Here is a 24,308-nt window from a genome sequence, read left to right on the forward strand (position 1 = left end):
ACTCAACGATTGACTCCTGCGGATGTGATGCCCTCGCGCAGAGGGCGCTGGCCGACGACGAACACGACGACGGCGGGAATCATGGAGAGGACGACTCCGGCGAGGACGACGGAGATCGAGCCGGTGCCGAGGTTGCCCTGGAGGGAGACCAGGCCCAGGGGCAGCGTGAGGTTCTCGGTGGAGGTTTCGAGGATCAGCGGCCGGAAGAACTCGTTCCAGTGGTAGTTGAAGGCCAGCACGCCGACGATGGCGAGACCGGGGGCCGCCAAGGGGGCGTACACCGACCGGAAGACGCGCCACGGACCCGCGCCGTCGATCATCGCCGCCTCGCCCAGGTCCTTCGGCATGCCCAGGAAGTACTGGCGCATCAGGAAGGTGCCGAAGGCCGTCGGGAAGGCCGGGACGATGAGGCCGAGCAGGGTGTCGGTCATGCCCATCGTCTTCAGTTCCAGGAAGACCGGGACCATCGTGACCTGCAACGGCACCATCATCGTGGCCAGGACCAGCGCGAACAGCGGCTTCTTGAAGCGGAATTCGAGGCGGGCGAAGGCATAGCCCGCCAGGCCCGCGGTGATCATCTGGCCGGCCGCGATCAGCGCGGTCACCAGGGTGGAGTTCAGTGCGTACAGCCAGACGTCGATCTGGTCGAAGACCCCGCGGTAGGCGTCGACGGTGGGGTCCGTGGGGATGATCTTCGGCGGCAGGTCGAAGGACTCCGCCGGCGTGCGCAGTGACGTCGACACCGTCCAGATGACCGGGCCGAGCGTCAACAGGGCGCACAGCGCCAGGCCTGCGATCCGGCCCCAGGGCGCCAGGCCGTGCCGTACGCGTGACGCGGTGGGGCTCGTGCGGGGACCCGGCATCGGACCCGATGCCGGACCCGTTACCGAACCCGAGAGGGTACTCGTACTCATCTGACTCACCCGGCTCACTGGTAGTGGACGTAACGCCGGCTGAGCCGGAACTGGAGTGCGGTGACCGCCATGATCAGGGCGAAGAGCAGGACGCCCACGGCGGACGCCTCGCCGAAGCGGAGCTGCTCGAAGGCCGTCTCGTAGATGACCATCACGACCGTGCGCGTCGAGTCGCCGGGACCGCCCGCCGTGAGGACGTACGGCTGCTCGAAGACCTGGAGAGCGTTGATGATGCCGACCACGGACGCCACCAGCAGCGTGGGCGACAGCAGCGGCAGGGTGATGGCGAGGTGTTTGCGCACCCCGCTCGCGCCGTCCAGCGAAGCCGCCTCGTGCACCTCTTTCGGGATGTTGTTCAGGCCGCCGACGAACAGCAGGAACGAGAAGCCGAACTGCTGCCAGACGTACGCCAGGACCACGGCCGCCATCGCCCCGTTCTCCGAGGTCAGCCAGGGGACCGAGGGGATACCGACCGTGCCGAGGAGCCAGTTCACGGGGCCGAAGTCCTGGTTGAACAGGTACTTCATCACCACCGAGATGGACGCGGCGGACAGTACCAGCGGGAAGAAGAACGCCGAACGGAACACGGACCGCAGCCACTTGGGCATCCGGCCGTTCACCGCGATCGCCAGCACGAGCGCGATCAGCAACTGGAGTGCCACCGCGAGCACCATGAAGACGAGCGTGTTGCGGAAGGAGACGAGGACCGTCGAATCGGTCAGGATCTCCCGGTAGTTGGCCGCTCCGGCCCACCGCGGGTCGTCGATCACGTCCCACTGGAAGAAGCTGAGGACGACCGAGCCGACGATCGGTACGACCGTGAAGACGACGATGCCGACGACGGTGGGCGCGAGAAACAGTACGGCGAGGAGGCGGGTGCCCCGGGTGCGGATGGTGGTGGCGGCCGTGGACTCGGATGCCTTACGGGTCGGACCGGTCCCGCGGTTCCCGCGGTTCCTGCGGCTCCTGCGGGTGCGGGCGGGCTCCGGCCCCACGGGCCTGATCTCGGTGTTCGTCACACTTCACGCTCCATGGCCTTCTCCAGGTCCCCCTGCAGCCGGCGCAGCGCGGGACGCACCGCGCCGGGGCTCGCAAGGGCGGTTCCGGTGTGCTTGATCAGCAGCTGCTCGACCTCGTTGACCTGCGGAGGGGCCGGGATCGGGCCGGTGGTGGGGATCTTGTCGAGGGTGTCGTAGAAGACCTGCCAGTGGGCCGGTCCTGTCTCCCGGTAGCGGGCCTCGTCGACCATGGAGCGGCGGGCCGGAGTGGTCTGGTTGGCCGCGAAGAGCTGGGTCATCACGTCCTTGCGGGCGGTGTACTTGATGAACTCCCAGGCCTCGTCCCGCATCTTCGACGTGCGCAGCATCGCGTAGCCGGCGGCGCCGAACTGGTGACGCCGGGTGCGCCGGCGCGGGAAGTACCGCACGTCGTAGTCGGCCGGTTTCATGCCCGCCTCATGCAGGCCGCCCGCCCAGAACCCGCCCGCGGGCGTGACACCGACGCGGCCGGTGGAGAAGACGCCGACGAGGTTGCGGCCGTCGCCGCCCTCCGGCCGGGTGCACAGGTCCTCCTGGATGAGGGAGGAGAGGTAGTCGTAGACCTCCGCGACGCGGTCGGAGTCGGCCAGGGGTGTCGTCCACCGGTAGCCGCCGCCCCGGCCGCGCCGCTGTGCCTCGGGATAGAAGGAGTTCCAGAGCCAGTCGCCGCCGGGGGCCTTGGACTCGGTGAGGAGGTTGGTGTCGTTGGCGAAGAGCCAGGGGACCACTCCGCCCCACAGCCGGTTGGTCCAGAAGTACGGGGTGAACCGGTCGCCGTTGCTGCGTTTCATCGCCCGCAGCAGCGTGGTGAAGTCGTCGTGGGTCCAGTCGTCGTCGGGGAGGTCGGCACCCGCGCGTTCGAGGACCCGGCTGTTGAGATACATGTCGGCCGCGTTGAACTCGACCGGCAGCTGGTGGAGGCTCCCCTCGTACATCATCGACTCGACCAGCGAGGGATGGACGTCGGCGAAGTACGTGCGCAGCTCGGCCGCGTCCCGCTTCGCCCACCTGTCCAGCGGTACGCCGAGGCGCTGGGCGAAGAGCTGCACGCCCTCGGTGGCGACGTACACGAGGTCGGGTGCCGTGCCCGCGGCGATCTGGGTGAGGATCTTGGAGAAGAAGTCCGACCAGTCGTAGGCCTGTACGGGGTTGATGCGGATCCTGATGTCGGGGTGGACCTCGCGGAATCCGTCGCGCAGGGCGCGCTGCGCCTCGGGGTTGAAGGCGGAGCCCAGGGTGGCGACGACGAGCGAGCCGTCGTCGCGGCCGGGGATGTCGGCGGCGGTGAGGCGGTCCCAGCCGGCCGCGACACCGGCGAGAGCGGCGGCTCCGGCGCCGTACGCGCCGTAGCGCATCAGGGCCCGTCGGGAGAGGAGCGAGTCGGTCATCGGCGAGCCTAACTCGTGTTAGCCGAAGTTGGATTCCACGATGATGAGAACCCCGCTGCGGCTCTGTCAAGGGATGTGCGCGGATGGGAAGTTACCGAATCAGCCGGTGCGCGAGGGCTTGACCTTTAACGAGTTAGGTATACGGTTCCGGTCCACATGAGCCGCGTCCCGACGACGACGTCGGGGAAGGGAGCCGCACGATGCGTGGCATGAAGAGGAGTTCGCTCGGCCCGGGGGAGACACTGTCCAGGCGGTCGCTGCTGACGGCCTCGGCCGTCGGCGCCGCCGGTGTTCTGCTGCCGGACGTCGTGAGACCGGCGGTGGCGGTGCCCCGCGAGGCGACGGCCGCGTGCGCGGGCAGCTACCGCGCCGCGTACCACTTCACGGTCCCCGACCAGTGGATGAACGACCCGCAGCGCCCGGTCTGGATCGACGGCGAGTACCACTGCTACTACCTCTACAACCCCGACTACTCGACGGGCGGCACGACGGCCGGTACCACCTGGCGCCTGGCCACCAGCACCGACCTCGTCTCCTTCACCGACCGGGGCATCGCCGTGCCGAAGGACACGACGCCCAACGGCGATGTCTGGTCCGGCTCGGCGGTGGTCGACACGGACGACACGGCGGGCTTCGGCGCGGGTGCGGTGATCGTCATCGCCACCATGGCGCCCGACGAGGTCACCCAGGCCCAGTACCTGTACTACTCGACGGACGACGGCCGCACCTTCACGAACCACGGCACCGACCCGGTCCTCCCCAACCCCGGCGTACGGGACTTCCGCGACCCCAAGGTGATCCGCGACGAGGAGCACGGGCGGTGGGTGATGACGCTTGCCGAGAACGACAAAGTCGGCTTCTACCACTCCACCGACCTCAAGGCGTGGACGTACGTCGGCGGCTTCATCAAGGGCGGCATCGGCGTCCTGGAGTGCCCCGACCTGTTCCGCATCAGGGCGGACGACGGGACCCGGAAGTGGGTGCTGGGCGTCAGCGCCAACGGCAAGGGCTCCGGGCTGCCGAGCACGTTCGCGTACTGGACGGGTTCCTTCGACGGTACGACCTTCACCGCCGACGCGTCCGATCCCCAGTGGCTGGACCACGGCTGGGACTGGTACGCGGCGGTCACCTTCGACAAACGTGACGCGAGCGGGGTCCTGGACCCTGACGCGCGGTATGCGATCGGCTGGATGAACCACTGGGACTACGCGAACACCACGCCCACCATCGAGTGCGACGGCTTCAACGGTACCGACTCGATCGTCCGCGAGGTACGACTGAAGCACGCGTCGGGTACGTATTACCTGGCGTCCCAGCCGGTGGCGGCCCTGGACGACCATGTGTCGCGCACGGTGGACCTCGGTGACATCGCGGTCGACGGCACCCGACCGCTCGACTACACGGGTACCGCGTACGAGCTGACCTGTGAGATCACCTGGGACCAACTGGTGGGCGCAGGCCTCCAGTTGAGGCGGTCGTCGGACGGTGGGCGGCACATCGACGCGGGAGTCTACGGCGACTACGCCTTCGTCAACCGCGGTTACACCGTGAGCCCCTGCACCTCCGGCCGCTGGCAGGAGAGCCGCACGCCGTTCGACCTGTCCGCCGGCACGGTCCGCCTGCGGATCCTCGTCGACCGTACATCCGTCGAGATGTTCGTCGGCGACGGCCGGTACGTGCACTCGACCGAGGCCTTCCCCGACCCGTCCGACACCGCACTGGCACTGTTCACGATCGACGGGCAGGCGGTGTTCCGGAACGTGGTGATCCGGGAGTTCACGGTCTGATCCGACGGGGAGGTGGCCGGGGCGGCCCGAGCGGCTGCCGACGACCGGCGCGCCAGGGCTCTGGGTACCGGGGCAAGCCAGGGCCTGTCCGGCGGATCAGGTCTGCTGGTGCAGCGGTAGTGCCAGGAATTGAGGCCGCCCTGAGGCCGCTGGTAACGAGGACAGTGCTGTCGACGGGGCTGCACCCCGGCCGGCGCATTTGGGTCGAGGCGCTCGACGTGGTGGTCGTCCGGGTTCGCGGCACGCGAGAGTGTGGGTCGGGAGTGTGGGCCGGGACAGCGGCCGGTGGGTGCCAGAAGCTGCCCCAAGAGGAAACGGCCCCGAGCGGTCACACTGCCTCGCGCGTGGTGCTCCGTGGTTGCGGTCGGGACGGTGGGACGGCGGGGCGGTTTGAGACGGGTCTCGTCCAACTGCTTGGGTTACGGGCCGCCGGCAGCTGTGTTCGGCTGTCACAGGGAGATGGGACCGAGGTCAGCGGCGGTCTGGGCCAGTGCGCGGAGGGTGGGGCCGTCGGCGGTGGATCGCCACGTGAGGGCAAAGTGGATGGTGGGGGCGTCGTGAACGGGGAGGAAGACGATGCCGGGGGGACGGTTGTAGCGGGCGGCGATCTCGCCCAGCGGGTGGACGCACTGTCCGGAGGCGACCAGAGAGAGGATCTCGTGGAAAGTCCGCGCGACGGGCCCGCGCGGGATACGGCGGCCGAGCGGCGTACGCGTGGGGACCATGGTCGTGACCCAGTACTCGGGGGCGTCGGGGCCGAAGTCGACAACATGGTTGTCGCCGAGGTCTTCCAGTGACGCGGTGCCGCGCTCGGCCAGCGGATGGTCTGCCGCCACGGCGAGTACGCGGCCTCCGGTCAGCACGGTCGGGCCGACGGTGAGGTCCGGTTCGGCCACCGGAAGCCACAGCACGTGCGCGTCGTGCTCTCCGGTGCGCAGCGCGCCGAACGGGTCGCAGCCGTTGATCTCGCCGAACTGGACATCGCTGCCGGGGTGGCGGGAGCGGAAGGCCTCGATGAGGGGGCGCAGTTCGTGGCCGGCATGGCCGAACACACCCAGATGCAGGGTCTGCCGCGTCGTCCCCGCGCCGGCCGCTTCGGCGCGGGCGAGCCCTTCCCGGAGGAGGTCGACGGCCTGCTGGAGGTCCTCGCGCAGACGCCGGCCGACCGGGGTCAGGGCGACGCGCCGGCTGGTGCGGTCGAACAGGGCGACGCCGAGGCGCCGTTCCTGCTTGGCGATGGCCTGACTGACGCGGGCCTGGGACACATGAAGCCGCTCCGCGGTGCGGCCGAAGTGCAGCTCCTCGGCCAGGGCCAGGAAGATCTCGATGTCACGCAGCTCCATACACAGCCCCCATCCACAGCCCCCATCCACAACCTCCATCCATGCATAACCGTCACATTATGAATAGCCCAAGGAACCTTGCATTGTTCCGCTGTCCCGCCCGCTCGATGCTGGATCCATCACCACCGGACAGGCGGCACACGCCTGACGCACACATGGACGGGGAGGAATCCGATGGGCGACATGCGGGCCATCGCCGATCGCGTCGAGATAGAGGCGCTGCGAGCCGAGATCACGGACGCGGTGATGATGCGTGACTTCGACCGCGCCGTCTCGCTGTTCACGCCCGAGGGCACCATGCGCTGGCCGCACATCGACAAGGAGTTCGTCGGCCGCGAGGAGATCCGCGCGGGGATCGAGTGGGGCCAGTCGCTCTGGGAGTTCTTCGTGCAGAACGTCCACCCGGGCGTGATCCGGCTGGACGGCGACACCGCGGCCGGCCGGGCGTACATCCAGGAGTTCGGACGGATGCGCGACGGCAGCTCGCACCTGAACTACGCCTTGTACCACGACCGTTACGAGCGAACCACCGACGGCTGGAAGTTCAGCGAACGCGTCTACGAGGTCCGGTACCTGGACTCCACCCCGCTCCGCGGCTCGGCGCCGGAGCGCCTCGGCTGATCCGTCCCGCAGGCCGCCACGGCGTGCCAAGTCGACATCTTGCGTGCCAATCCCTGAAAGCGGAGGAAAGAAACCATGGCTGAGAACACCGAAGTCGTCGTGATCGGCGGCGGTTACGCCGGGGTCATGGCGGCCAACCGGCTGACGCAGCGCGACGACGTGACCGTGACGCTGATCAACTGCCGTCCGGACTTCGTCGAGCGGATCCGACTGCACCAGCTGGCGGGCGGGACGCACGAGGCCGTCAGCGACTACCGGAAGGTCCTGGGCGAGCGCGTCCGGCTGGTGGTCGACACCGTGACCCGGATCGACGCGACGGGGCGCGGGGTGGAACTGGCGAGCGGCGACACGGCCGGCTACGACTACCTGATCTACGCGGTGGGCAGCGGCAGCGCCGACCCGGGCGTGCCCGGAGCTGCCGAGTTCGCCCACCCGATCGCCACGTTCGAGGAGGCGCAGCGGCTGCGGTCGGTCCTCGACGCCGCTCCCGCCACGGCCCCTGTGCTGGTGGTCGGCGCCGGTCCGACCGGCATCGAGACCGCCGCCGAACTGGCGGAGGCGGGCCGCACCGTGACCCTGGTCTGCGGCGGGCCGCTCGGGCCCTACCTGCACCCGAACGGGCGCCGCTCGGTCGCCGAGCGGCTGGCCGGCCTCGGTGTGACCGTGCTGCAGGGCCCCGGCACGAAGGTCACGGAGGTGACCGGCGACACCGTGCGGCTCGGCGACGGCCGTGAGCTGCCGAGCGAGGTCACCATCTGGACCGCCGGGTTCGGCGTGCCGGACCTGGCCGCCCGGAGCGGGCTCAGCACCGACGCCCTGGGTCGCCTGCTCACCGACGAGACCCTGACGAGCGTCGACGACGAGCGGATCGTCGCGGCCGGGGACTCGGCGGCACCTTCGGACCTGCCGTTCCGGATGAGCTGCCAGGCCGCCGGCCCGCTGGGCGCACACGCCGCCGACACGGTGCTCAGCCGCATCGCGAGCGAGCGGCCCGCACCGATCGACCTGGGGTTCGTCGGCCAGTGCATCAGCCTGGGGCGCCGCGCGGGCTTCTTCCAGTTCGCCCACAAGGACGACACCGCCAGGCGGCTCCACCTCGGCGGCCGAACAGGCGCGAAGGTGAAGGAACTCGTGTGCAGGCTCACCGTCAAGCAGCTGGTGGACGAGGCACGCAAGCCCGGCTCGCACACCTGGGTCAAGGGCGAGCAGGGCCGCCGACTGCTGCGGGCGCAGCGCCGCGAGACGGTGGCCACCGCCGAACAGTCCGCCTGAACCACGCACCGGCAGCCGACGTGGGGCCGCATGCCGATGGTCCTGGCGCACGGCTCGCCCGTGATGTCTTCCCGCGATACGAACCGCGATCATCCACCGCGCAAGATCGATTACCGACACACATATGACACGTACTGGGGGTTCAGTCATGATTCTGATCACCGGGGCCACCGGCCTCGTCGGCCGCGAAACCGTCCGCCTCCTGGTTGAGGCCGGAGCGAAGGTCGCCGCTGTCACCCGCGACCCGCACGCCGAATTCCCTGCGGGTACACAGCTCGTCCACCCCGCGAAGGTTCCCACCGTCGACGGCGTGGAGGCCATTCTGCTCAGCCCGCGTGCCGCCGGATCCGCCGCTGCCGAGCTGTTGGCCCGTGCCCGCGAGACGGGCGCGGCAAGGGTGGTCGTACTGTCCTCCGTGACCGTGCGGTACCCGGCTGGGCACGCACGCTTCCGGCAGCAGTTCCACGCGGTCGAGGACATCGCCAAGGGGAGCGGCCTGGACTGGACGATCCTGCGCTGCGCCGATTTCGCCGCCAACACCCTGGCCTGGACCGGGCAGATCCAGGCGACCGGAACCGTGCGGGGGGCATACCAGCACGCGAGGACCTCGACCGTCGACGAGCGTGACATCGCCGCGGTGGCCGCCCTCGCCCTGACCCACCCGCAGCACAGCGGTCAGACGTACCTGCTCACCGGAGAGCAGTCGCTGAGTCAGCCGGAGAAGGTCGCCGCGCTCGGCGAGGCGCTCGACCGGACACTGTCGTTCGTCGAGGCCGCACCGGACGAGATCCGCCGCGGCATGCTCGCCGCCGGCCTGCCCGACGAGGTACCCGACCGGCTGCTCGGCTCGCTGGCCGACTACGCCCGCGAAGCCGGGCCCACCACCGACACCGTGCGGCGGCTGCTGGGCCGCCCGGCACGCACGTACGCCACCTGGGCGCAGGACCACCGTGCCGTCTTCACCGCAGGAGGACCCCGATGAAACTCACGATCGTGGCCGCCACCGGCGGTATCGGACGGCACCTGGTCGAGCAGGCAGTAGCCGGCGGGCATGACGTCACCGCCGTGGCCCGCCGCCCACGTGAGCTGCCGGACGGCGTCCGGACGGTCGCCGTCGACCTCACCCGACCCGACATGCGGACGCTCGCCGAAGCGGTACGCGGCGCCGACGCCGTACTGTCCGCGCTCGGCCCGCGAAACCCGCGCGCGGACGCGGGCATCACCTCGCACGGCACCCGCGCGATAGTCGCGGCGATGCATGCCGAGCACGTCCGGCGGATCATCATCGTCAGCGCCGCACCCGTCGGACCGGTGCCGGTGCCTGGCCGGCCGACGCCACCCAGGCACGATCCCGGCGACGGCTTCTTCATGCGCTACCTGGGAGTCCCGTTGACCCGGGCAATGTTCGGCCGGCATTACGCCGACCTCGCCGTCACCGAGCAGACCCTGCGCGACAGCGGACTGGAATGGACGGTGTCGCGCCCGCCCAAGCTCACCGACAAGCCCCTGACCGGCAGGTACCGGACCGCGTGGAACCGCAATATCCGGGGCGGGTTCTCCGTGTCACGCGCCGACGTCGCCCACCACATGCTCGCCATGGTGAACCAGCCGGACACCATCGAGCAGGTCGTCGGAATCGCGAACTGACGAATACAGGCCACGCACACGACCCGGGCGGCGGGTGGGGAAGCGGGCGACGACCCGCGACGGTAACCAACAAGGTCAGGAAGATGCCTCGGCCGGCCCGCCCGCCCCTTCGCCGCCCGGGTCATCCATCACGAAAGAACGTGATCATGACGAAGTACGCCCGTTTCGTCAGCCTCGTATGCGCGGGGCTGTTCGCCGGATTCCTCACTTCGGTCCTTGTCCTGGAACTCTCGCTGCGCAGCTTCGACAGCACCGTCTACACCCAGGTCCGGCTGGTCGAACTCGACTCCCTCGACAGACTCGCCGTCGCCACACTCCTGCCGGCGCTGATCGCCACAGCGGTACTGGCCTACCAGACCTACCGAACGAAAACCCGATGGTTGACCGTGGCCGCACTCGCCCTCCTGGTCCTCGTCCTCGGTCTCACGCTCATCGTCAACCTGCCCATCAACTCCGACCAGCTCCGCTGGAACGCCCAGGCCCCGCCCTCCAACTGGACCGACGTACGGGACCGCTGGCAGATCGCCCACGCTGTCCGGACGACGGCCGCGGTCCTCGCCTTCGCGGTCCTCGCCCTTGCAGCGCCGTTGCCTGGTACACGTCGTTCAAGCTCGCCGAACACCTCGGCGCGGAGGGATCGGCTGCGCGCATGAGGTGAGGGAGTCCAACGTCAGCGTGTGAGAACAGAGTTGGACTCTCTCGCGACCGCACTCCAGGTAAAGACTAAAGACCGACGACCTGCTGAAGGACTCGCCGCATCTTGCTCCGCGGCGGCCGACGGTGGGGATCACCCCGCTGCTGGGCCGAGTTGCAGCCGCAGGCGGCTGCCGATGCGGCGAAGCTGCACCGGGACAACGTGAGAGGGCAAGACGCCGACTGGCTGCGAAATACTAGGGAGCGACGCGACCTTCTTCGCATTTGCCAGCTGCTTCTTCCATGGATTGGGGGTCCCCGTCCATGCGATTAGGCAACTTGAGGGATGGAATGGCGTAGGGGGCAATCGAGAGGTATCCGATTCAGAAGTGCGAACGAGTCTGGATCCCTACGTCGTGCCACTCCGGCAACAGCGGTAACGGCGCGATCTTCTAGTGGCGGACGCCGACTGCCGCGAGGGCCGTCCGTGCACTCGTCGCCGAGAGCAGACAGGCGTGTTTCCGCGCGCCGAAGCGACGGCGGAGGAGATCGCGGCGGCCGGGCGGCGATGGCATATACGTACATGGACTACGTACTCCTACCGACGTGTCCCTGACACGCGTGCCGTTTTCTTGCATTCATGACGACACCGAGCGTGAAAGCGCGGATGCCGAAGAGTGTCAGGCTGGCGTTGGTGGGGGTATGGGTCCAGGCCGTGCTGAACCTGGCGGCGGGATTTTTGTTGCTGGCCGTCGTGAACGACGCGGCGGACCACGGCCAGGACGAAGGGGCCGGGCTGCTCCGGTTCCTGGCCGTGCTGTCGCTGCTGATCGCCGGGGCGCTTCTGCTGTGCGGCGTTTTCGCGGGCCGGCGGTCGAACGGGATACGTGTCACGGTCGTCGTCATCGAGACGCTGAGCCTGCTGATCGGTGTGCTGGGCCTGCTTCAGGGAGGCGGCGTCTCGGTTCTCCCGGGCATCGTCTTCGCCCTCGCCGTGCTGCGGGGCTTCAGCACCGTGGAAGCCAGGAACTGGTTCGACCGATGAGATACGTACCGAGGCGCATACCCGGGCGGAAGGACTCCGTCGTGTCTGTCGTCGCGGCCCTCGCCGTGGGCGCACCGGGCTCCCAGCCGACGGACATCTACCCGACAAACCTCAACCCGACGCCCGACCACAGCTTCGACCTCGACGACATCTTCAGCTCTCCCACGCCCTGAGTCCCTTCGCCGGGTCCGGGCGTGCATCGACCTCTTCACCACATCAACGGGCCCTGCCGCAAGTCCGGTTCGCAGGGCCGCCCGACCTCACCTTGGGGGAATCACATGCGTATACACACTGCGCCCACCGTCCTTTCCTGCGCCGTCGTACTCTCGGCGCTCGTTCTTCCGGGCGCAGCCCAGGCAGCGGAGCACCCTGGGGCGGCGACGGATCTCAGAGCCTTCGCCTCGCGGAGCGTCCAGCCGCAGGACGCGCTGGGCGGCACCACATTCAAGAACGGAGTCGTCAACAAGGGCAAAGACATCGTTCTCGGCGTAACGGGCAAGAAGGCCGTTCCCGTCACGTTCACCGCCTTCGACGAGGAAGGCGTAGCCATCACCCAGGCGTTCCTGTGGCAGGGCACCGACAGTTCGAGCACGGACACCATCACCGGCGGCCTGGAGTCGGACAACTACCCCGTCTGCACGGAGACGACGGTCCAGGACGGCTACAGCTACAGCTGCAAGACGGTCTTCACCATCGACCCCGCGGTCGACTTCAAGGACGGCAACGGCACCGCGGGGGTCTGGAAGCTCTTCCTGGGCGCCTACGACCTCTACGCGAACGCCAGTTACGACGACGACGTCGCCAGGACCAGCATCAAGCGTGCCGCCGCGCTGACCGTCAATGCCTCCCCGGAGCCGGTGAAGAAGGGCAAGACCATCACGGTCACCGGCAAACTGACTCGCGCCGACTGGACCACGGGGAAGTCCTCGGGGTACGGGAACCAGCCGGTGAAGTTGCAGTTCCGCAAGAATGGCACCAGCACCTACACCACCCTCAAGACGGTCAGGACCAGCAGAACCGGCGCCTTGAGCACCACCACCAAGGCCGGCTCCGACGGCTTCTACCGCTTCGTGTTCGCCGGCACCTTCACGACCGGCTCCGCGACGGCGCCCCACGACTTCATCGACGTCAGGTAGGCAGCTTCCCGGCCGAGACCGCGGTGGCCGGTTCGCAGAGGCTCACCGGTCACCGCCGAGGGCACCTGGAGCAGGCTCAGTCCTGCTCCGGGTGGGCGTCCCCGAAACGGCTCCCGGTGCGGCGGCGGGCCATCAGTGTGGCCAGGGCGGTACGTGAGGAGACCCCGGTCTTGCGGAAGGCACGGGAGACATGGGTCTCGACGGTACGCCGGCTGACGTAGAGCCGGTCCGCGATGGCCTGGCTGGTGAGCCCCTGCGCCACCAGTTCGGCTATCTCCAGCTCCCGGGCGGTCAGGGTGGCCAGCCGCTGGGTGAGTTCGGCGCGGTCCGGGGAATCGTACGGAGCCTCGGAGCCGCCACCTGGCGGACGGGTGGCGTCGGCGAGGCCGACCAGCAGTCCGCTGCCGCCCGCCTCGGCGAGCCGGCGCCCCCTGAGCCAGGCGCGCGTGCCGCCCCGGCCATGGCCCGCCGCCGCTTCCAGCGGGGCGCCGAGCAGCAGGGAGTGGGCCTCCCAGAAGACCGCGCCGCAGCGGGCGCTCTCCGCCGCGGCCTCCGCGAACAGGTCCGCCGCCGCTGCCGTGTCCCCCTGCGCCAGCGGCAGATGGGCGATGCTGCGCAGCGCGGACGCCCGCTGCATCGGCAGCCCCAGTTGTTCCGCCTCCTTACGCGCCCGCTCGGCCCAGCCGCGGGCCTCCTCGGACCTGCCCGTCACCAGGGCGGACGTGACCAGGACCTCCAGGTAGAGCGGCCGCATCGAGGGCTGGAGCCGCTGCAGTTCGGGGCCGCCCGCCTGGAGCATCGCGTCCCGGGCCCGGACCGGATCGCCAGCCATGAGCGCGGCCCAACCGAAGATGCACCAGGCCGTGGAGGCCCACCAGTCGACCCCGGTACCGGCCGCGGCCACCGCCTCCTCGGCGACGGCGAGAGGGCGCGGATCGCCCGGCGGGCAGGCGGCGACGAGTGCCGCGGCCTTGCTCGCCAGTACGAACGCGAGCAACTGGTCGCTGCCGATCCCGCGGGCGATGTCCTCGGCCTGGTCGGCGAGTTCCAGCGCCGAGGAGACCCGGCAGGTCTGGACCCGGACATGGGACAGGCACAGCAGCAGATGGGGCACGACATAGAGCTGGCCGCTGCGGCGGGCGATGTCGAGGCCGCGCTCCGTGTGCCGCTCCGCGTCCGGGTAGTGCTCCAGGAAAGCCTCCGCCCAGCCGAGCCGGGCCAGTGGTTCGCACAGCGCGGTGAGGTCGTTGTCGGGCAGGGAGTCGACCAGGGCGGCGGCCTGCCGGGCGAATCCGTGCGCGGCGGTCATGTTGCCCTCGTACGCCTCTCCCAAGGCGGCGACGGCGAGGACGCCCGCCTCCCCGACCTCGTCCCCCGTGGACCGGGCCGCCGCGAGCGCCACCTCGACCTCGGTGCGCACCTGGGCGTACGAGGTGTCGCTGTCCTGGGGCGCGGCCGAGCCCAGCTCCAGGCCGAGCCGGACGACGTCGGCCGGGGCGGGCCCGCGAGCCAGCTCGCGGCGCAACAGGGCGACTGCCTCGGTGCAGCGCCCCAGATGACGCTCCACAACTGCGCACAGGACGACCGCGCGCACTCTGAGGCGGTCCTGTTTCTCGCGGACGGCCGGGCCACCGGGTGACCGCCGCGGGGTGGCGATCAGCTCTTGGAGCAGGTCGCGGCTCTCGCGCAGGCCACCGCACGCGGCCAGGGCGCGGGCCCGCCTCAGGACCAACTCACGCCGCCGGGCAGTGTGTTCGGGAGTGTGCGGAAGGTGGCGGAGTGCCACATCGAGCCAGTGGGCGCAGCTCGCCGGGGCCGTTCGGGCGGTTCGTGCGGCGGCCTCGTCGAGCACGGCCACCGCTGCCGGGTCCCAGGCGGTCAGCGACTGTTCCACATGGTGGGCCCGCTCGGCGGCGGAGGCACCCGCGCGGGCCAGTTCCTGCGCGGCGAGCCGGTGCATCTCGACGCGCCTCAAGAAGGGTGTGCTTTCGTGGACGAGGGTTCGCACGACCGGATGCCGCAGGGTCAGCAGGCCCTGCGGGGCGGAGCGCAACAGGTCGCGTCGGGTGAGAGCGTGGACGTCGGCGGTGAACGCGGTGCCGGAGCGGCCGGTCACCCGGCTCACCATCGCCGGGGTGGCGTGCTCGCCCAGTACCGCCACGGCGTCGACGATGCCGCGCCGGGAGGGGGCGAGCGCGGTCAGTTCGTCCAGCAGCAGGGTGCCGAGTCCGGGCGGCGCCGAGGACTCGGGTGTCGTACCCCCGCGGTGGGCCTGAAGGAGGGTCAGGAAGTAGAACGGGTTGCCCTCGCTCGCGGCGTACAGCGCGGCGGTCTCGGCGGGCGGCAGGCCGGGGCCGGCCAGTTCGGCGCAGTTGATTGCGCTCAGCGGTCTCAGACCGAGTCGGACGACCGTGCCGGTGTCGAGTTCTCGGGTGAGCCTGGCGGCAAGGGACTCGGGACTCTGGCGGTCACGGCGTGTCACGGCCAGGACGACGGGGGCGTGGACGGGATGGCGTACGAGATGGTCCAGCAACTCCAGTGACGCCGGGTCCGCCCAGTGCAGGTCGTCGAGGGCCAGCAGCAGCCCGGATGGGGCGGCGAGCCGGGCGAGCAGGACGGCCGTGGACCGGTGCAGTCCGAAACGGTCGACCGCGCCGCTCCGCTGGAGAAGGGGCGCCACCGCGTCGGTCTCCTGGAAGCCGTCCAGGGCGTGCGGGTCGAGGTGGGCGAGCGCGTCGGTGAACACCTGGAACGGCACCTGCCGCTCGTACTCCGTGGCTCTGCCGCGCAGTACCGTCATTCCGCGTCTGCGCGCCCGCGCGCAGACCTCGCTGAGCAGCCGACTCTTGCCGATGCCGGCCTCACCGGTGATGTCGACGAGCCGGGAACGGCCGCTGTCAGGGAACTCCTCGCCCCGTGCTGTGGCGCGCGCGCCGTCTGCCGCACGGTCGAGCAGCGCGTCGAACCGGGCCAGTTCGACGGAGCGGCCCAGCAACGGAGCCCCGTTCCCGCTGTCCCCAACTACCCCGTCCGCTCCCACAGTTGCCCCCTTGTCCTTACATTCCCCCTCACATATCATTCTCTCCTGTTGATCGTCGTAACCGCCGCGTCGGTGAACCGGGACGGACGGATCTCGCAGGGCGAGCCGCCGGTCCGGTCGGAGACGGGTGGCTTCCTTCAGAGGTCGCTTTCTGGCCGGCTGCTTGGGCCATTGGCCGCACGGCCTGCGCCTTGCGCACGCCATGAGCACACCGCAGACGAGTGAATCGGTCGCCGGGCAGGCCGACCATCATCGACAATGCCTTTGATGAATTCAACGAGATCATGATTTTCATCATTCCAGAAGCGGCCGCGAGATTGTCGATTCTCACTGTGCGCCAACATCGCCTCCGTTCCCGAGCGCAATGCCTTCGCCATTACTGTGGTCCTGTGCCCCCTGTTGGCGCTGTCTTTGTCAGGCGGACTGCTCAACCGTGCTTTGGCACGGCATCGCCGCCAAGCTGCCACATTTCATGGTTCCCGCATTCTGCCGTGATCTCGGCCGTCGCCTGAGCCGCGGTGATGAAGTCATCGACCACTGGCGAGGTGCGCGATGCCGCCACCGCGAGGCACACCTGGTCGGGCGCCAGATCCGGGATGGGCACATAGATGACATCCGGATGTGAGTAGAACACGGCCGCCGAACGGGCCAGGAACGAGATACCCCGGCCGGCCGCGACATGCTCGAGCGTCTCGTCCACCCCGCGCACCAGGTACCCGGCGTTGGGGTGCGGGCGCCTGGTGGGCTGCGTGCCCGGGTCGGCATGCCAGACCAGCGGTTCACCGGCCAGGTCGGCCTCGGTGACCTCCTCCTTGCCGGCCAACCGGTGGCCGGCGGGCAGCACCGCCACCCGCGGCTCGGTGTACAGCGGGGTGACGCGCAGGCCGGCCTCGTCGATGGGCAGCCGCACATAGCCGACGTCGATGCGGCCGTCGAGCAGCATCGGGGCCTGGTCGTCCCCTTCGATCCGCTGCACGTCCACGACCACGTCCGGGTGCCGGGCCTCGAACGCCCGCGTCGCCGGGATGACCGGGATGCCGGCCCGGAAACCGACCATCAGCCGCCGGCTGCCGCGGGCCGCCGCGGACACCCGGCGGCGGACCGCGTGCGCGGAGGCGAGCAGCGGACCGGCGTCGGCCAGCAGTTGTCGGCCCGCGTCGGTCAGCGCTACGCCGTGGCGATCCCTGGTGAACAGCGAGGCGCCGAGATCCTGCTCGAGCGCGCGGATCTGCCGGCTGAGCACCGGCTGCGCGATATGCAGCTCTTCGGCGGCGCGGCCGAAGTGCAACTGGTCGGCCACGGCGGTGAAGTAACGCAATTTGCGCAGGTCCAGATCCATGGCGTCTCCCAGCCCGGTGATGCCTTCAGGGTATCACCAGGGCTAAAAGAGGTCTTGGACACCCACTCAGGCCAATGGCAACCTGAATAGGTACCTATTGGGGCCGACGCGAATTCGGCACAAGAATTCGACATCGGAACTTGATAGCAGGGCCCAGGCCCAGAATGAGCACACTGTTTCGGATGCCCATCAATTCAACGGAGTGATCGTGGGAAAGCTCGATGGCAAGGTAGCGGTGATCACCGGCGGATCCACCGGAATGGCACTGGCCGGCGCCAAACTGTTCGTCGAGGAAGGAGCGCACGTCTTCATCCAGGCCCGGCGGCAGGAAGCACTGGACGACGCCGTCAAGCTGATCGGCCGCAACGTCACCGCCGTCCAGGGTGACGCGGCCGAACTGGACGACCTGGACCGCTTGTACGACACCGTCAAGCGGGAAAAGGGCTCGATCGACGTGCTGTGGGCCAGCGCCGGGATGGGCGAACCCGCCGTCCTCGGCGAGATCACCGAGGAACAGTTCCACCGCGCCTTCTGGCTCAACGCGCGCGGCACCCTGTTCACCGTGCAGAAGGCACTGCCGCTGATCAACGACAACGGCTCGATCTTCATGACCGGATCCAACGCCTCCCTCGGCGCCTTCCCCGGCTGGAGCCTCTACGCGGGAAGCAAAGCCGTCCAGCAGGCCTGGGCCCGCGTCTGGCTCAACGAACTGCGCGACCGCAAGATCCGGGTCAACGTCCTGACCCCCGGCCAGGTCGCCACCGCCAAACAGGAAGAACTGTTCGACGAGGCAACCAGGGCCGCATTCGAGTCCCTCATCCCCCGCGGAAAGATGGGCCGCCCCCAAGAAATCGCCACCGTCGCCCTGTTCCTCGCCTCCGGCGACTCCAGCTACGTCAACGGCCTGGAACTCGTCACCGACGGCGGCACCACCGCCATCTGAACCACACACCAGGAATGCCGCGGGCACACCCCACAACAACCCGGGCGCCACAACAAACCGGTCTCGAACGCGGACATCCGCAACACGCCGAAGTGTTGCGCGGGCGCCGAATCCGCGTGCTGACAAGCCGGAAGTACCGGGAAAGGCACGGCAGTTGGCCCCGAAACGTCGCGGCCGACGCCCTGCGCCTGACCCGGCACGAACGAGACAGAGCGACATCTCAAGAACAGGAAGAGAGCACACCTCATGAGCAGCATCACCCTCATCGGTACGGGGAACATGGCCCGTACCATCGGCACGCTCGCGGTGGCGGGCGGCAACACCGTCGAGGTCATGGGACGCGATCAGTCCAAGGCCGATGACCTCGCCAAGGCTCTGGGCGGCGGCGCGACGATGGGCAAGTGGGGCGCCGTCCCGGCCGGGGACATCGTCATCACGGCCCTGTTGTACGACGGTGTCGTTCCGGTCGTCGCCGAGTACGGAGACGCCCTCGCGGGCAAGGTCATCGTCGACATCAGCAACCCCTTCAACGCCACGTTCGACGGACTGGCCCACAGCGAGGAGACCTCGATCGCGCAGGAAGTCGCCAAGGTGGCCCCGGCCGGCGCCAGTGTGGTGAAGGCGTTCAACACCATCTTCCGTAATGTCCTGGAGAAGGGTCGGCCCGACGTCTTCATCGCTGGCGACAATGCGCAGGCCAAGGCGGGCGTGGCGGCATTCATCGAGAGCCTCGGGCTGCGCCCGCTGGACGTCGGCGGCCTGAAAATGGCGCACTGGCTGGAAGGAATGGGCCTGGTCACGATGGGCCTCGCAGGCAACGGGGTTGGCCACTGGGACTTCGCCCTCGGCGTCAACGAATTTACCGGCTGAGCCCCCGGGGCCGAGCAGTCGGCGAACAGGGCGCCATCGGCATCACCAACCCCGTCGCCCCCGATAGCGCCGGCATCCGACGTAGCCGGGCCGGTTCCAGCTCCAGCCGGTGCCGCGAATCCTGTGCGGACGAGCTCTCCGCGAGGGCCCTCGCGCCGGATCCCAGCACTGCCCGGCCGCATGTGGCGACGATTCTTGCCTTCGGGGTGGGGCGTCGAGCGCGGAGGTGACTGCGAGAACCGCAGCCACTTACCGTTATGACGTCAGTGGTGTATGTTGGCAGTGTAATAAATTGCAGATGGCGGCGTGTGTATTGCTGGGAGATCGTCGTGGTCGAGCCGGCTCTTTCGTGGCTTCACGGACTGTGCCGCACTGACCGCGACACGCTGATTCAGGTCAGCCAGGCTGTCACTGCCCTTCAGGAGGAAGGACCTGCGCTGGGTCGGCCCCTGGTGGACACGATCAAGGGATCCTGGTCGGTGGTGACAAGGCGGGCAACTGGTCCGGCTGGTACCGCGTCGCGGTGTCCCGAGCAGAGCAGGCATACGCGGAGCATCTGAAGCGAATCGATGGAGAGGACGGGGCACGATGACTGATCACCTCAAGGACCCGCAAGCCGTCTCCTGGGGAGACCTGACCGGGGTTTTCGCCCTCACCGATGCCGAAAAGGACCAGGCCCAGAAGGGGGCGCAGGCGATGGTCCTGGCCTCCCGTGTGCACCGCCTCGCCGAGTTGCGGAAGCGGCAGCACACCACACAGGTCCAGGTTGCCGAAGCCATGGGCGTGACCCAGGCCCGCGTCTCACGCATCGAGAAGGGGCAACTGGAGCGCAGTGAGGTCGACACCCTCGCTGCCTACGTCAAGGCGCTCGGCGGCAAGCTGAAGATCGTCGCTGACTTCGGCGACGAGACCTACGTCCTCGGCTGACCCGATCGGCAAGCTGTGACCCAGGTTCATGCGCAGTCCCGGGGGCAAGCTCGCCTCTTGACGTCGGAGCCGTCGCTCGGTCAGCCGGAACTGTGAATTCGGCGGCGGGACACAGGTGTGGGGAAGTCCACGAATTGTCTGTGGGACCGTCCGTGGCGTGGTGCGGGGGCCACGGCGAGGGGGCGTCCTGGCGATGGCCGGAAGACGGCAGGGCCCGCACCACCTCGGCCGCCCGCACGTCGGTCAGCCCGCGCAGAACGGTCGATGCGACGGGCCGGACGTGTTCTGCCGGGCCCGGCCGGTTCCAATGCCGGACCGCCGACGGCCTTGCGGCGAACGCGTTGCGGGGAACTCCGAACGGACACTTCTGGACCTGGCGCTCGTCTCCCGTCGGTGGCGGTGCCCTTGCGGCCGGATGTCGGTGCTGGGTTTGAGCTGGTGCCGGCGGCCGGGCAGCTGCCCGGGCCGCGAGGCTGTTACTCACGGCGCGTTCCCGACCGCTTCTCCGACTTCCCTGCCGCCTTGGGCGCAGCCGGCAACGGCGGCAGATCCGTGTGCTTCACCGTGAACCCGCCCTTGATCACGGGGGCGAATGGCGCCGGAGCCATGCAGGTGCCGGTGGGCGTCTCCACGTCCTTCACCTCTGTGGCCCGGGGCTCGAGGTTCACGATGTCCCAGCCGAAGCCGAGGTGGTCCTGGTCGCCGCCGCGTCCCCGCTGGACGCTGAGGCCGAACCGCTTGCCAGGCTCCCAGACGTTCGACTCCTCCACGACCGCGGTGAGCGTTGCGATGCCGACCCCGGTGACCAGGCAGTCCACCTTCGCCTTCGACCAGCCTGTGCTGTTGCGGGCCGGTGAGTAGTGCTTGACGGTCACGGTGCCCTCGGCGTGGGTGGGCAGAGGAGGGAGTGGCGACCCCGGCATGGGGCGTGCGAAGGGCACTGCCTCCGCGTCGACGGTGAAGCGGATGTCGTCGTCCGGTGCGTAGGCGTACGAGACGCGCGCCGACCCGTGAACGCTCGCGACATCGGTGGGCTTCTTCGCGAGGGACGCCGCAGTGTGCGGGGCGGCAGGCGAGGGCCCCGCCGCGGCGATTCCGGCGAGCACAGCGGCGACGCCTACGGCGCCGAGAGAGGTGAAACGCATGACGAACTCCCTTTCCTGGACGGATGATCGGCCACTGCTCGGTTTGTGCTGCCGAACGAGCACCAGCCTCGCCCGCACCCCCCGCCCCCGCCCATACGCCGTTCGGCACAGAGATCCACGCTGTCCACGGCTCGGCTATGCCGTTCGGCAGAGATCACTGGGAGGCCCCGCGCTGGATGACTGCATCCTCGTACGCTGATGACCATGGGGGAGACGACAACAGCCGCAACTCCGCTGTTAAACCTGGTACTTGGCGGCGTCCCGGTACTCGCGGCGGCAGCCACCGTGGTGTGGTCCCTGGCCGGCCACCGCACCACCGCCCATACGCGCCTGGCCCGCCCGTCGGCTGCCTGCGCGCTGCTGTCGTTGACGACCACCGTGACCCTCACCACGGATTCGAACTCCTACTGGAAGCTCGCGGAGGCCGCCCTGCTGCTGCTCCTCATCGCGGCGGTGACGCGCTGGTCGCCTGTGCGGGAGGTGCGGATCGCGGTGCCCCTCGCAGCCCTCGCGGTGGCAACCTGGCCCTTACCGCTGATCGACGGCGGCTTCTTGGAACGTACGGGCGCGGCGTCGTTCTGGTTGATCCCCGCACTCACCGCGGCGGCGGTCGGCGCGTATCCGCGCCGCGTGGACCAGCGCCGACGCGCCGCGGTCAGTGAGGCCCGGCGCGCCCAGCGGCTGCAGCTCTCCCGTGATCTGCACGACTTCGTGGCCCATGACGTCAGCGGCATTGTCGTGCAGGCCCAGGCAGCCCGCTTCGTGGCCGCGACCGATCCGGGCCAGGCGGTCCTGGCTCTGGAGCGGATCGAGAAGGCGGGCCTGAACGCTCTGGAAGCGATGGACCGCACGGTCCGCATGCTGGACAGCGACCAGGAGGCATCGGGCGCGGAGTGTCTTCCGCCAGGAGTGACCCAACTCGCAGCGCTAGTAGACGACTTCACGGCCGCAGGCAGCACGGAGGCCCATCTCCACCTGCCGCCCGAGACGGCGGACGCCCTCATTCATGCGCGGGAGGCCGGCGCGGCGGCGTACCGGATCGTGGTCGAGGCGCTCACGAACATCCGTAGACACGCGCCCGAGGCCCTGCGTGCGGAAGTCCGCTTCACCGCCACCCTCGCAGGCGTGGAACTACAGGTAACCAACGACGCACCGCGCGCATCCCCCGACCGTCGCTCCACCGTTCTGCGCCGCCACGGCGGCCTCGGCCTCCCGGCCCTCACCGAACACGCCGAGGCACTGGGCGGCACACTCACGGCGGGCCCGCACGAGGGCGGCTGGCGGCTCACAGCGATCCTTCCATGCAAGCCGCCCTCGCAAAGGAGCCGAAGTGACCTCCATGATCAACGCACCCGCCCTGACCCGCATCCTCCTGGCCGATGACCAGGACGCGGTGCGCAGCGGGTTCCGCTTGATCCTCGAGTCCCAGCCGGACATGACGGTTGTGGGCGAGGCGGCGGACGGCTCCACGGCCGTCGACCTGGCCCGTGAGCTTCGGCCCGACCTGGTCGTCGCGGACATCCGTATGCCGGTCCTCGACGGCTTGGAGGTGACCCGCCGCCTGGCGGGTCCGGCCGCTCTCGACCCGACCCGCGTCCTCGTGGTCACCACCTTCGACCACGACGACTACGTCCGCACCGCCCTTCGCGACGGCGCCTGCGGCTTCCTCCTGAAACGGTCGGGCCCCGGCCTGCTGATCGAGGGGGTACGGGCGGCCATGGCAGGCGACATCCTCATCAGTCCCCAGGTCACGGTCCGCCTCCTCCAGTCCCTGTCCACCCCCACCAAGCCGCGACCCCACGAGCCCTCACCCCTCACGTCGCGCGAGGAGGAGATCGCCCGCCTGGTGGCCGAGGGCCTGACAAATGCCGAGATAGGCGCGCGCCTGTTCATCTCCTCCGGCACGGCGAAGACGCACATAGCCAACATCCAGGCCAAGTTGAAGGTACGCAACCGCGTGGGCATCGCGGCCTGGTCCTGGGAGACGCTCAGTAGATAGGTCCCGCCGGATCACCGGAGGCGGAGCCTCTCCGCGTTGGAAGGTCGATCCGCTGCGGACGAGTTCGAGACTTCTCCCGAGCTGATGAAGGGATGCCGACACGCCCGTCCCCACGGCACCGACGACCAGGAACTGGCCGGGCAGATGGACACGCTCGTCATGACGGGCTGGACGGAGATGCTCCACGGACGCTACGACCCCGCACTACGCCGTCTCCGCCGAGGCCTGGAAGTGTCCCGCCGCACCGGCCAGAGCCTCGTGCTCGCCGATCTCTTCGCCGCCTCCGCCACGCCTACCTGTGGCTCGGACGCCTGGACGAGGCGGCGGCCTACGCCGACGACGCGCTGGAGGCGGCGTCACTCGTCGGCAGCAGCGAGCCGCGCTCGTTGGCCGAGGTGGTGAGCGCGGCAGTCCTGATGTGGCGGGGAGACTTCGCCGGAGCACTGAAGATCTGTGAGGAGTCAGTCTCTGAGACCAGCCCGGCACTGGGCGCGCACCGGTCGGCGATGGTCGGGATGCTCGGCCAGACGCTGCTGCTCAACGGCGATCCGGAGGGCTGTGTCAGCAAGGTGCTCGAAGCGGGCGGCGGCCCGCACCTGCTCGGGTTCGAAGCCCCGGTCCGCCCGATGTGGTTCCGGGTGCTGGCTGTCGCGGAACTGGCCCTGGGTGACGTGACAGCTGCCGAAATGTGGGCCGACCGCGCCGCCGCTGCCGCGGCCCTGGAGCTGCCGATCGGCCGGCGCGGTTTCGCGTTGCTGGCCCGCGCCGAGGTACAGCTCGCCCGGCAGAACCCGGCGGCGGGTCCCACCGCGTTACGGGCCGCTGCCGAGTTTCGCGCGGCCCGGATGCCCCTCAACGAGGCCACGGCCCGGCTGACCGCCGGCACCGCACTGTCCGCCTCCGGCCGCCACGCCGAAGCACTCGCCGAGTTGGAACAGGTGAAAGCCCTGGCGGCTGCCTGCGGGACCCTCGCCCTGTCCGAATTGGCTGAGCACGAACACCACAGGATCGCCGCCCAGGCCCCGCCTCCGACAACTGGCACGTCACCCGGGACCTGAAGTTCCCGAACAGCACAAGCTCCGGTGGAGCGAGCCGCCCTGAGGTCGCTGGTTGGAGCCTTGGCATCTCTTGGGGCCTTGGGGTGGGAGCACCAGAGGTATGCGTGGTCTGTGGGCAGGGTGTCGGACCGGGTTCGCTCGATCAGGCCGCCCCTCAGGTCCGG

The 24,308-nt window shown here is 69.4% G+C and carries 23 protein-coding genes and 1 pseudogene; 17 read left to right on the forward strand and 7 right to left on the reverse strand.

Translation table 11 applies throughout. The features are described 5' to 3' along the window. Nucleotides 1-2 precede the first annotated feature (2 nt). The 3 genes from OG734_RS33820 to OG734_RS33830 all read right to left on the reverse strand — a co-directional run bounded on the left by OG734_RS33820 (nucleotide 3) and on the right by OG734_RS33830 (nucleotide 3,339). Nucleotides 3-863, reverse strand: a complete 861-nt coding sequence (locus OG734_RS33820; RefSeq protein WP_330293895.1) for a carbohydrate ABC transporter permease — start codon at nucleotides 861-863, stop codon at nucleotides 3-5. A 65-nt stretch (nucleotides 864-928) separates the two neighbouring features. After that, entirely contained in the window at nucleotides 929-1,933 is a 1,005-nt protein-coding gene (locus tag OG734_RS33825) for a carbohydrate ABC transporter permease (RefSeq protein WP_330291217.1), read from the reverse strand. After that, nucleotides 1,930-3,339 carry an ABC transporter substrate-binding protein gene (locus OG734_RS33830; RefSeq protein WP_330291218.1) on the reverse strand — a complete coding sequence of 470 codons (1,410 nt, stop codon included), beginning with the start codon at nucleotides 3,337-3,339 and terminating at the stop codon, nucleotides 1,930-1,932. Before OG734_RS33830 ends, OG734_RS33825 begins: the two co-directional genes overlap by 4 nt. 209 nt (nucleotides 3,340-3,548) lie before the next feature. On the opposite strand from OG734_RS33830, the gene OG734_RS33835 reads away from it, so the two are divergent. Beyond that, entirely contained in the window at nucleotides 3,549-5,126 is a 1,578-nt protein-coding gene (locus OG734_RS33835) for a glycoside hydrolase family 32 protein (protein ID WP_330291219.1), read from the forward strand. A 449-nt stretch (nucleotides 5,127-5,575) separates the two neighbouring features. Here the strand turns inward: OG734_RS33835 and OG734_RS33840 are convergent, their stop codons facing one another. Further along, the gene (locus OG734_RS33840) at nucleotides 5,576-6,469 is read right to left on the reverse strand and encodes a LysR family transcriptional regulator (RefSeq protein ID WP_330291220.1); all 894 of its coding nucleotides are present in this window, start codon (nucleotides 6,467-6,469) and stop codon (nucleotides 5,576-5,578) included. Nucleotides 6,470-6,643: 174 nt separating this feature from the next. Between OG734_RS33840 and OG734_RS33845 the strand changes: the two genes are divergently transcribed. From OG734_RS33845 to OG734_RS33880, 9 genes and pseudogenes are all read left to right on the forward strand, one after another. Beyond that, nucleotides 6,644-7,090, forward strand: a complete 447-nt coding sequence (locus tag OG734_RS33845; RefSeq protein ID WP_330291221.1) for a nuclear transport factor 2 family protein — start codon at nucleotides 6,644-6,646, stop codon at nucleotides 7,088-7,090. Nucleotides 7,091-7,165: 75 nt separating this feature from the next. Then, a complete protein-coding gene (locus OG734_RS33850; protein WP_330291222.1) occupies nucleotides 7,166-8,362 on the forward strand; it encodes an NAD(P)/FAD-dependent oxidoreductase in 1,197 nt (398 codons plus the stop codon). Nucleotides 8,363-8,510: 148 nt separating this feature from the next. Then, nucleotides 8,511-9,344: an NAD(P)H-binding protein gene (locus OG734_RS33855; RefSeq protein WP_330291223.1), complete on the forward strand. Its 834-nt coding sequence runs from the start codon at nucleotides 8,511-8,513 to the stop codon at nucleotides 9,342-9,344. Further along, a complete protein-coding gene (locus tag OG734_RS33860; protein WP_330291224.1) occupies nucleotides 9,341-10,009 on the forward strand; it encodes an NAD(P)-dependent oxidoreductase in 669 nt (222 codons plus the stop codon). The genes OG734_RS33855 and OG734_RS33860 overlap by 4 nt, the downstream gene beginning before the upstream one ends. Before the next feature lie 146 nt (nucleotides 10,010-10,155). After that, a complete protein-coding gene (locus OG734_RS33865; RefSeq protein WP_330291225.1) occupies nucleotides 10,156-10,662 on the forward strand; it encodes an anthrone oxygenase family protein in 507 nt (168 codons plus the stop codon). A 24-nt stretch (nucleotides 10,663-10,686) separates the two neighbouring features. Further along, nucleotides 10,687-10,810: pseudogene (locus OG734_RS48105) on the forward strand (IS982 family transposase); the annotation flags it as partial. A gap of 472 nt (nucleotides 10,811-11,282) precedes the next feature. After that, nucleotides 11,283-11,687, forward strand: coding sequence for a hypothetical protein (locus tag OG734_RS33870; protein WP_330291226.1), 405 nt, complete (start codon nucleotides 11,283-11,285; stop codon nucleotides 11,685-11,687). A 41-nt stretch (nucleotides 11,688-11,728) separates the two neighbouring features. Further along, nucleotides 11,729-11,860 (forward strand): hypothetical protein, encoded by a 132-nt coding sequence (locus OG734_RS33875; protein ID WP_330291227.1) that lies wholly within the window; start codon nucleotides 11,729-11,731, stop codon nucleotides 11,858-11,860. A 105-nt stretch (nucleotides 11,861-11,965) separates the two neighbouring features. Further along, nucleotides 11,966-12,823 carry a hypothetical protein gene (locus tag OG734_RS33880; RefSeq protein ID WP_330291228.1) on the forward strand — a complete coding sequence of 286 codons (858 nt, stop codon included), beginning with the start codon at nucleotides 11,966-11,968 and terminating at the stop codon, nucleotides 12,821-12,823. Between the two features lie 76 nt (nucleotides 12,824-12,899). On the opposite strand, the gene OG734_RS33885 is transcribed toward OG734_RS33880, so the two are convergent. Continuing rightward, complete coding sequence (locus OG734_RS33885) at nucleotides 12,900-15,818, reverse strand: helix-turn-helix transcriptional regulator (RefSeq protein ID WP_330293896.1); 2,919 nt, start codon at nucleotides 15,816-15,818, stop codon at nucleotides 12,900-12,902. Nucleotides 15,819-16,290: 472 nt separating this feature from the next. After that, nucleotides 16,291-17,202 carry a LysR family transcriptional regulator gene (locus OG734_RS33890; protein ID WP_330291229.1) on the reverse strand — a complete coding sequence of 304 codons (912 nt, stop codon included), beginning with the start codon at nucleotides 17,200-17,202 and terminating at the stop codon, nucleotides 16,291-16,293. Nucleotides 17,203-17,410: 208 nt separating this feature from the next. Between OG734_RS33890 and OG734_RS33895 the strand changes: the two genes are divergently transcribed. The 3 genes from OG734_RS33895 to OG734_RS33910 all read left to right on the forward strand — a co-directional run bounded on the left by OG734_RS33895 (nucleotide 17,411) and on the right by OG734_RS33910 (nucleotide 19,942). Further along, on the forward strand, nucleotides 17,411-18,145 hold the full coding sequence (locus tag OG734_RS33895; protein WP_330291230.1) for an SDR family NAD(P)-dependent oxidoreductase: 735 nt from the start codon (nucleotides 17,411-17,413) through the stop codon (nucleotides 18,143-18,145). Nucleotides 18,146-18,391: 246 nt separating this feature from the next. Further along, entirely contained in the window at nucleotides 18,392-19,015 is a 624-nt protein-coding gene (locus OG734_RS33900) for an NADPH-dependent F420 reductase (protein WP_330291231.1), read from the forward strand. A gap of 588 nt (nucleotides 19,016-19,603) precedes the next feature. Further along, nucleotides 19,604-19,942, forward strand: a complete 339-nt coding sequence (locus OG734_RS33910) for a helix-turn-helix domain-containing protein (RefSeq protein WP_330291232.1) — start codon at nucleotides 19,604-19,606, stop codon at nucleotides 19,940-19,942. 476 nt (nucleotides 19,943-20,418) lie between these two features. Here the strand turns inward: OG734_RS33910 and OG734_RS33915 are convergent, their stop codons facing one another. Then, nucleotides 20,419-21,087 (reverse strand): hypothetical protein, encoded by a 669-nt coding sequence (locus tag OG734_RS33915; RefSeq protein ID WP_330291233.1) that lies wholly within the window; start codon nucleotides 21,085-21,087, stop codon nucleotides 20,419-20,421. 204 nt (nucleotides 21,088-21,291) lie between these two features. Here OG734_RS33915 and OG734_RS33920 point away from each other — a divergent pair, with 204 nt between their 5' ends. From OG734_RS33920 to OG734_RS33935, 4 genes are read left to right on the forward strand one after another with little or no spacing between them, the layout of a single operon-like run. Continuing rightward, a complete protein-coding gene (locus tag OG734_RS33920; protein ID WP_330291234.1) occupies nucleotides 21,292-22,470 on the forward strand; it encodes a sensor histidine kinase in 1,179 nt (392 codons plus the stop codon). Beyond that, the gene (locus OG734_RS33925; RefSeq protein WP_330293897.1) at nucleotides 22,427-23,086 is read left to right on the forward strand and encodes a response regulator transcription factor; all 660 of its coding nucleotides are present in this window, start codon (nucleotides 22,427-22,429) and stop codon (nucleotides 23,084-23,086) included. Before OG734_RS33920 ends, OG734_RS33925 begins: the two co-directional genes overlap by 44 nt. Before the next feature lie 36 nt (nucleotides 23,087-23,122). Continuing rightward, nucleotides 23,123-23,488, forward strand: coding sequence for a hypothetical protein (locus OG734_RS33930; protein WP_330291235.1), 366 nt, complete (start codon nucleotides 23,123-23,125; stop codon nucleotides 23,486-23,488). Continuing rightward, nucleotides 23,485-24,144, forward strand: a complete 660-nt coding sequence (locus OG734_RS33935; protein ID WP_330291236.1) for a hypothetical protein — start codon at nucleotides 23,485-23,487, stop codon at nucleotides 24,142-24,144. The genes OG734_RS33930 and OG734_RS33935 overlap by 4 nt, the downstream gene beginning before the upstream one ends. Nucleotides 24,145-24,308: the final 164 nt, after the last annotated feature.

Source organism: Streptomyces sp. NBC_00576, assembly GCF_036345175.1.
GTDB lineage: Bacteria > Actinomycetota > Actinomycetes > Streptomycetales > Streptomycetaceae > Streptomyces.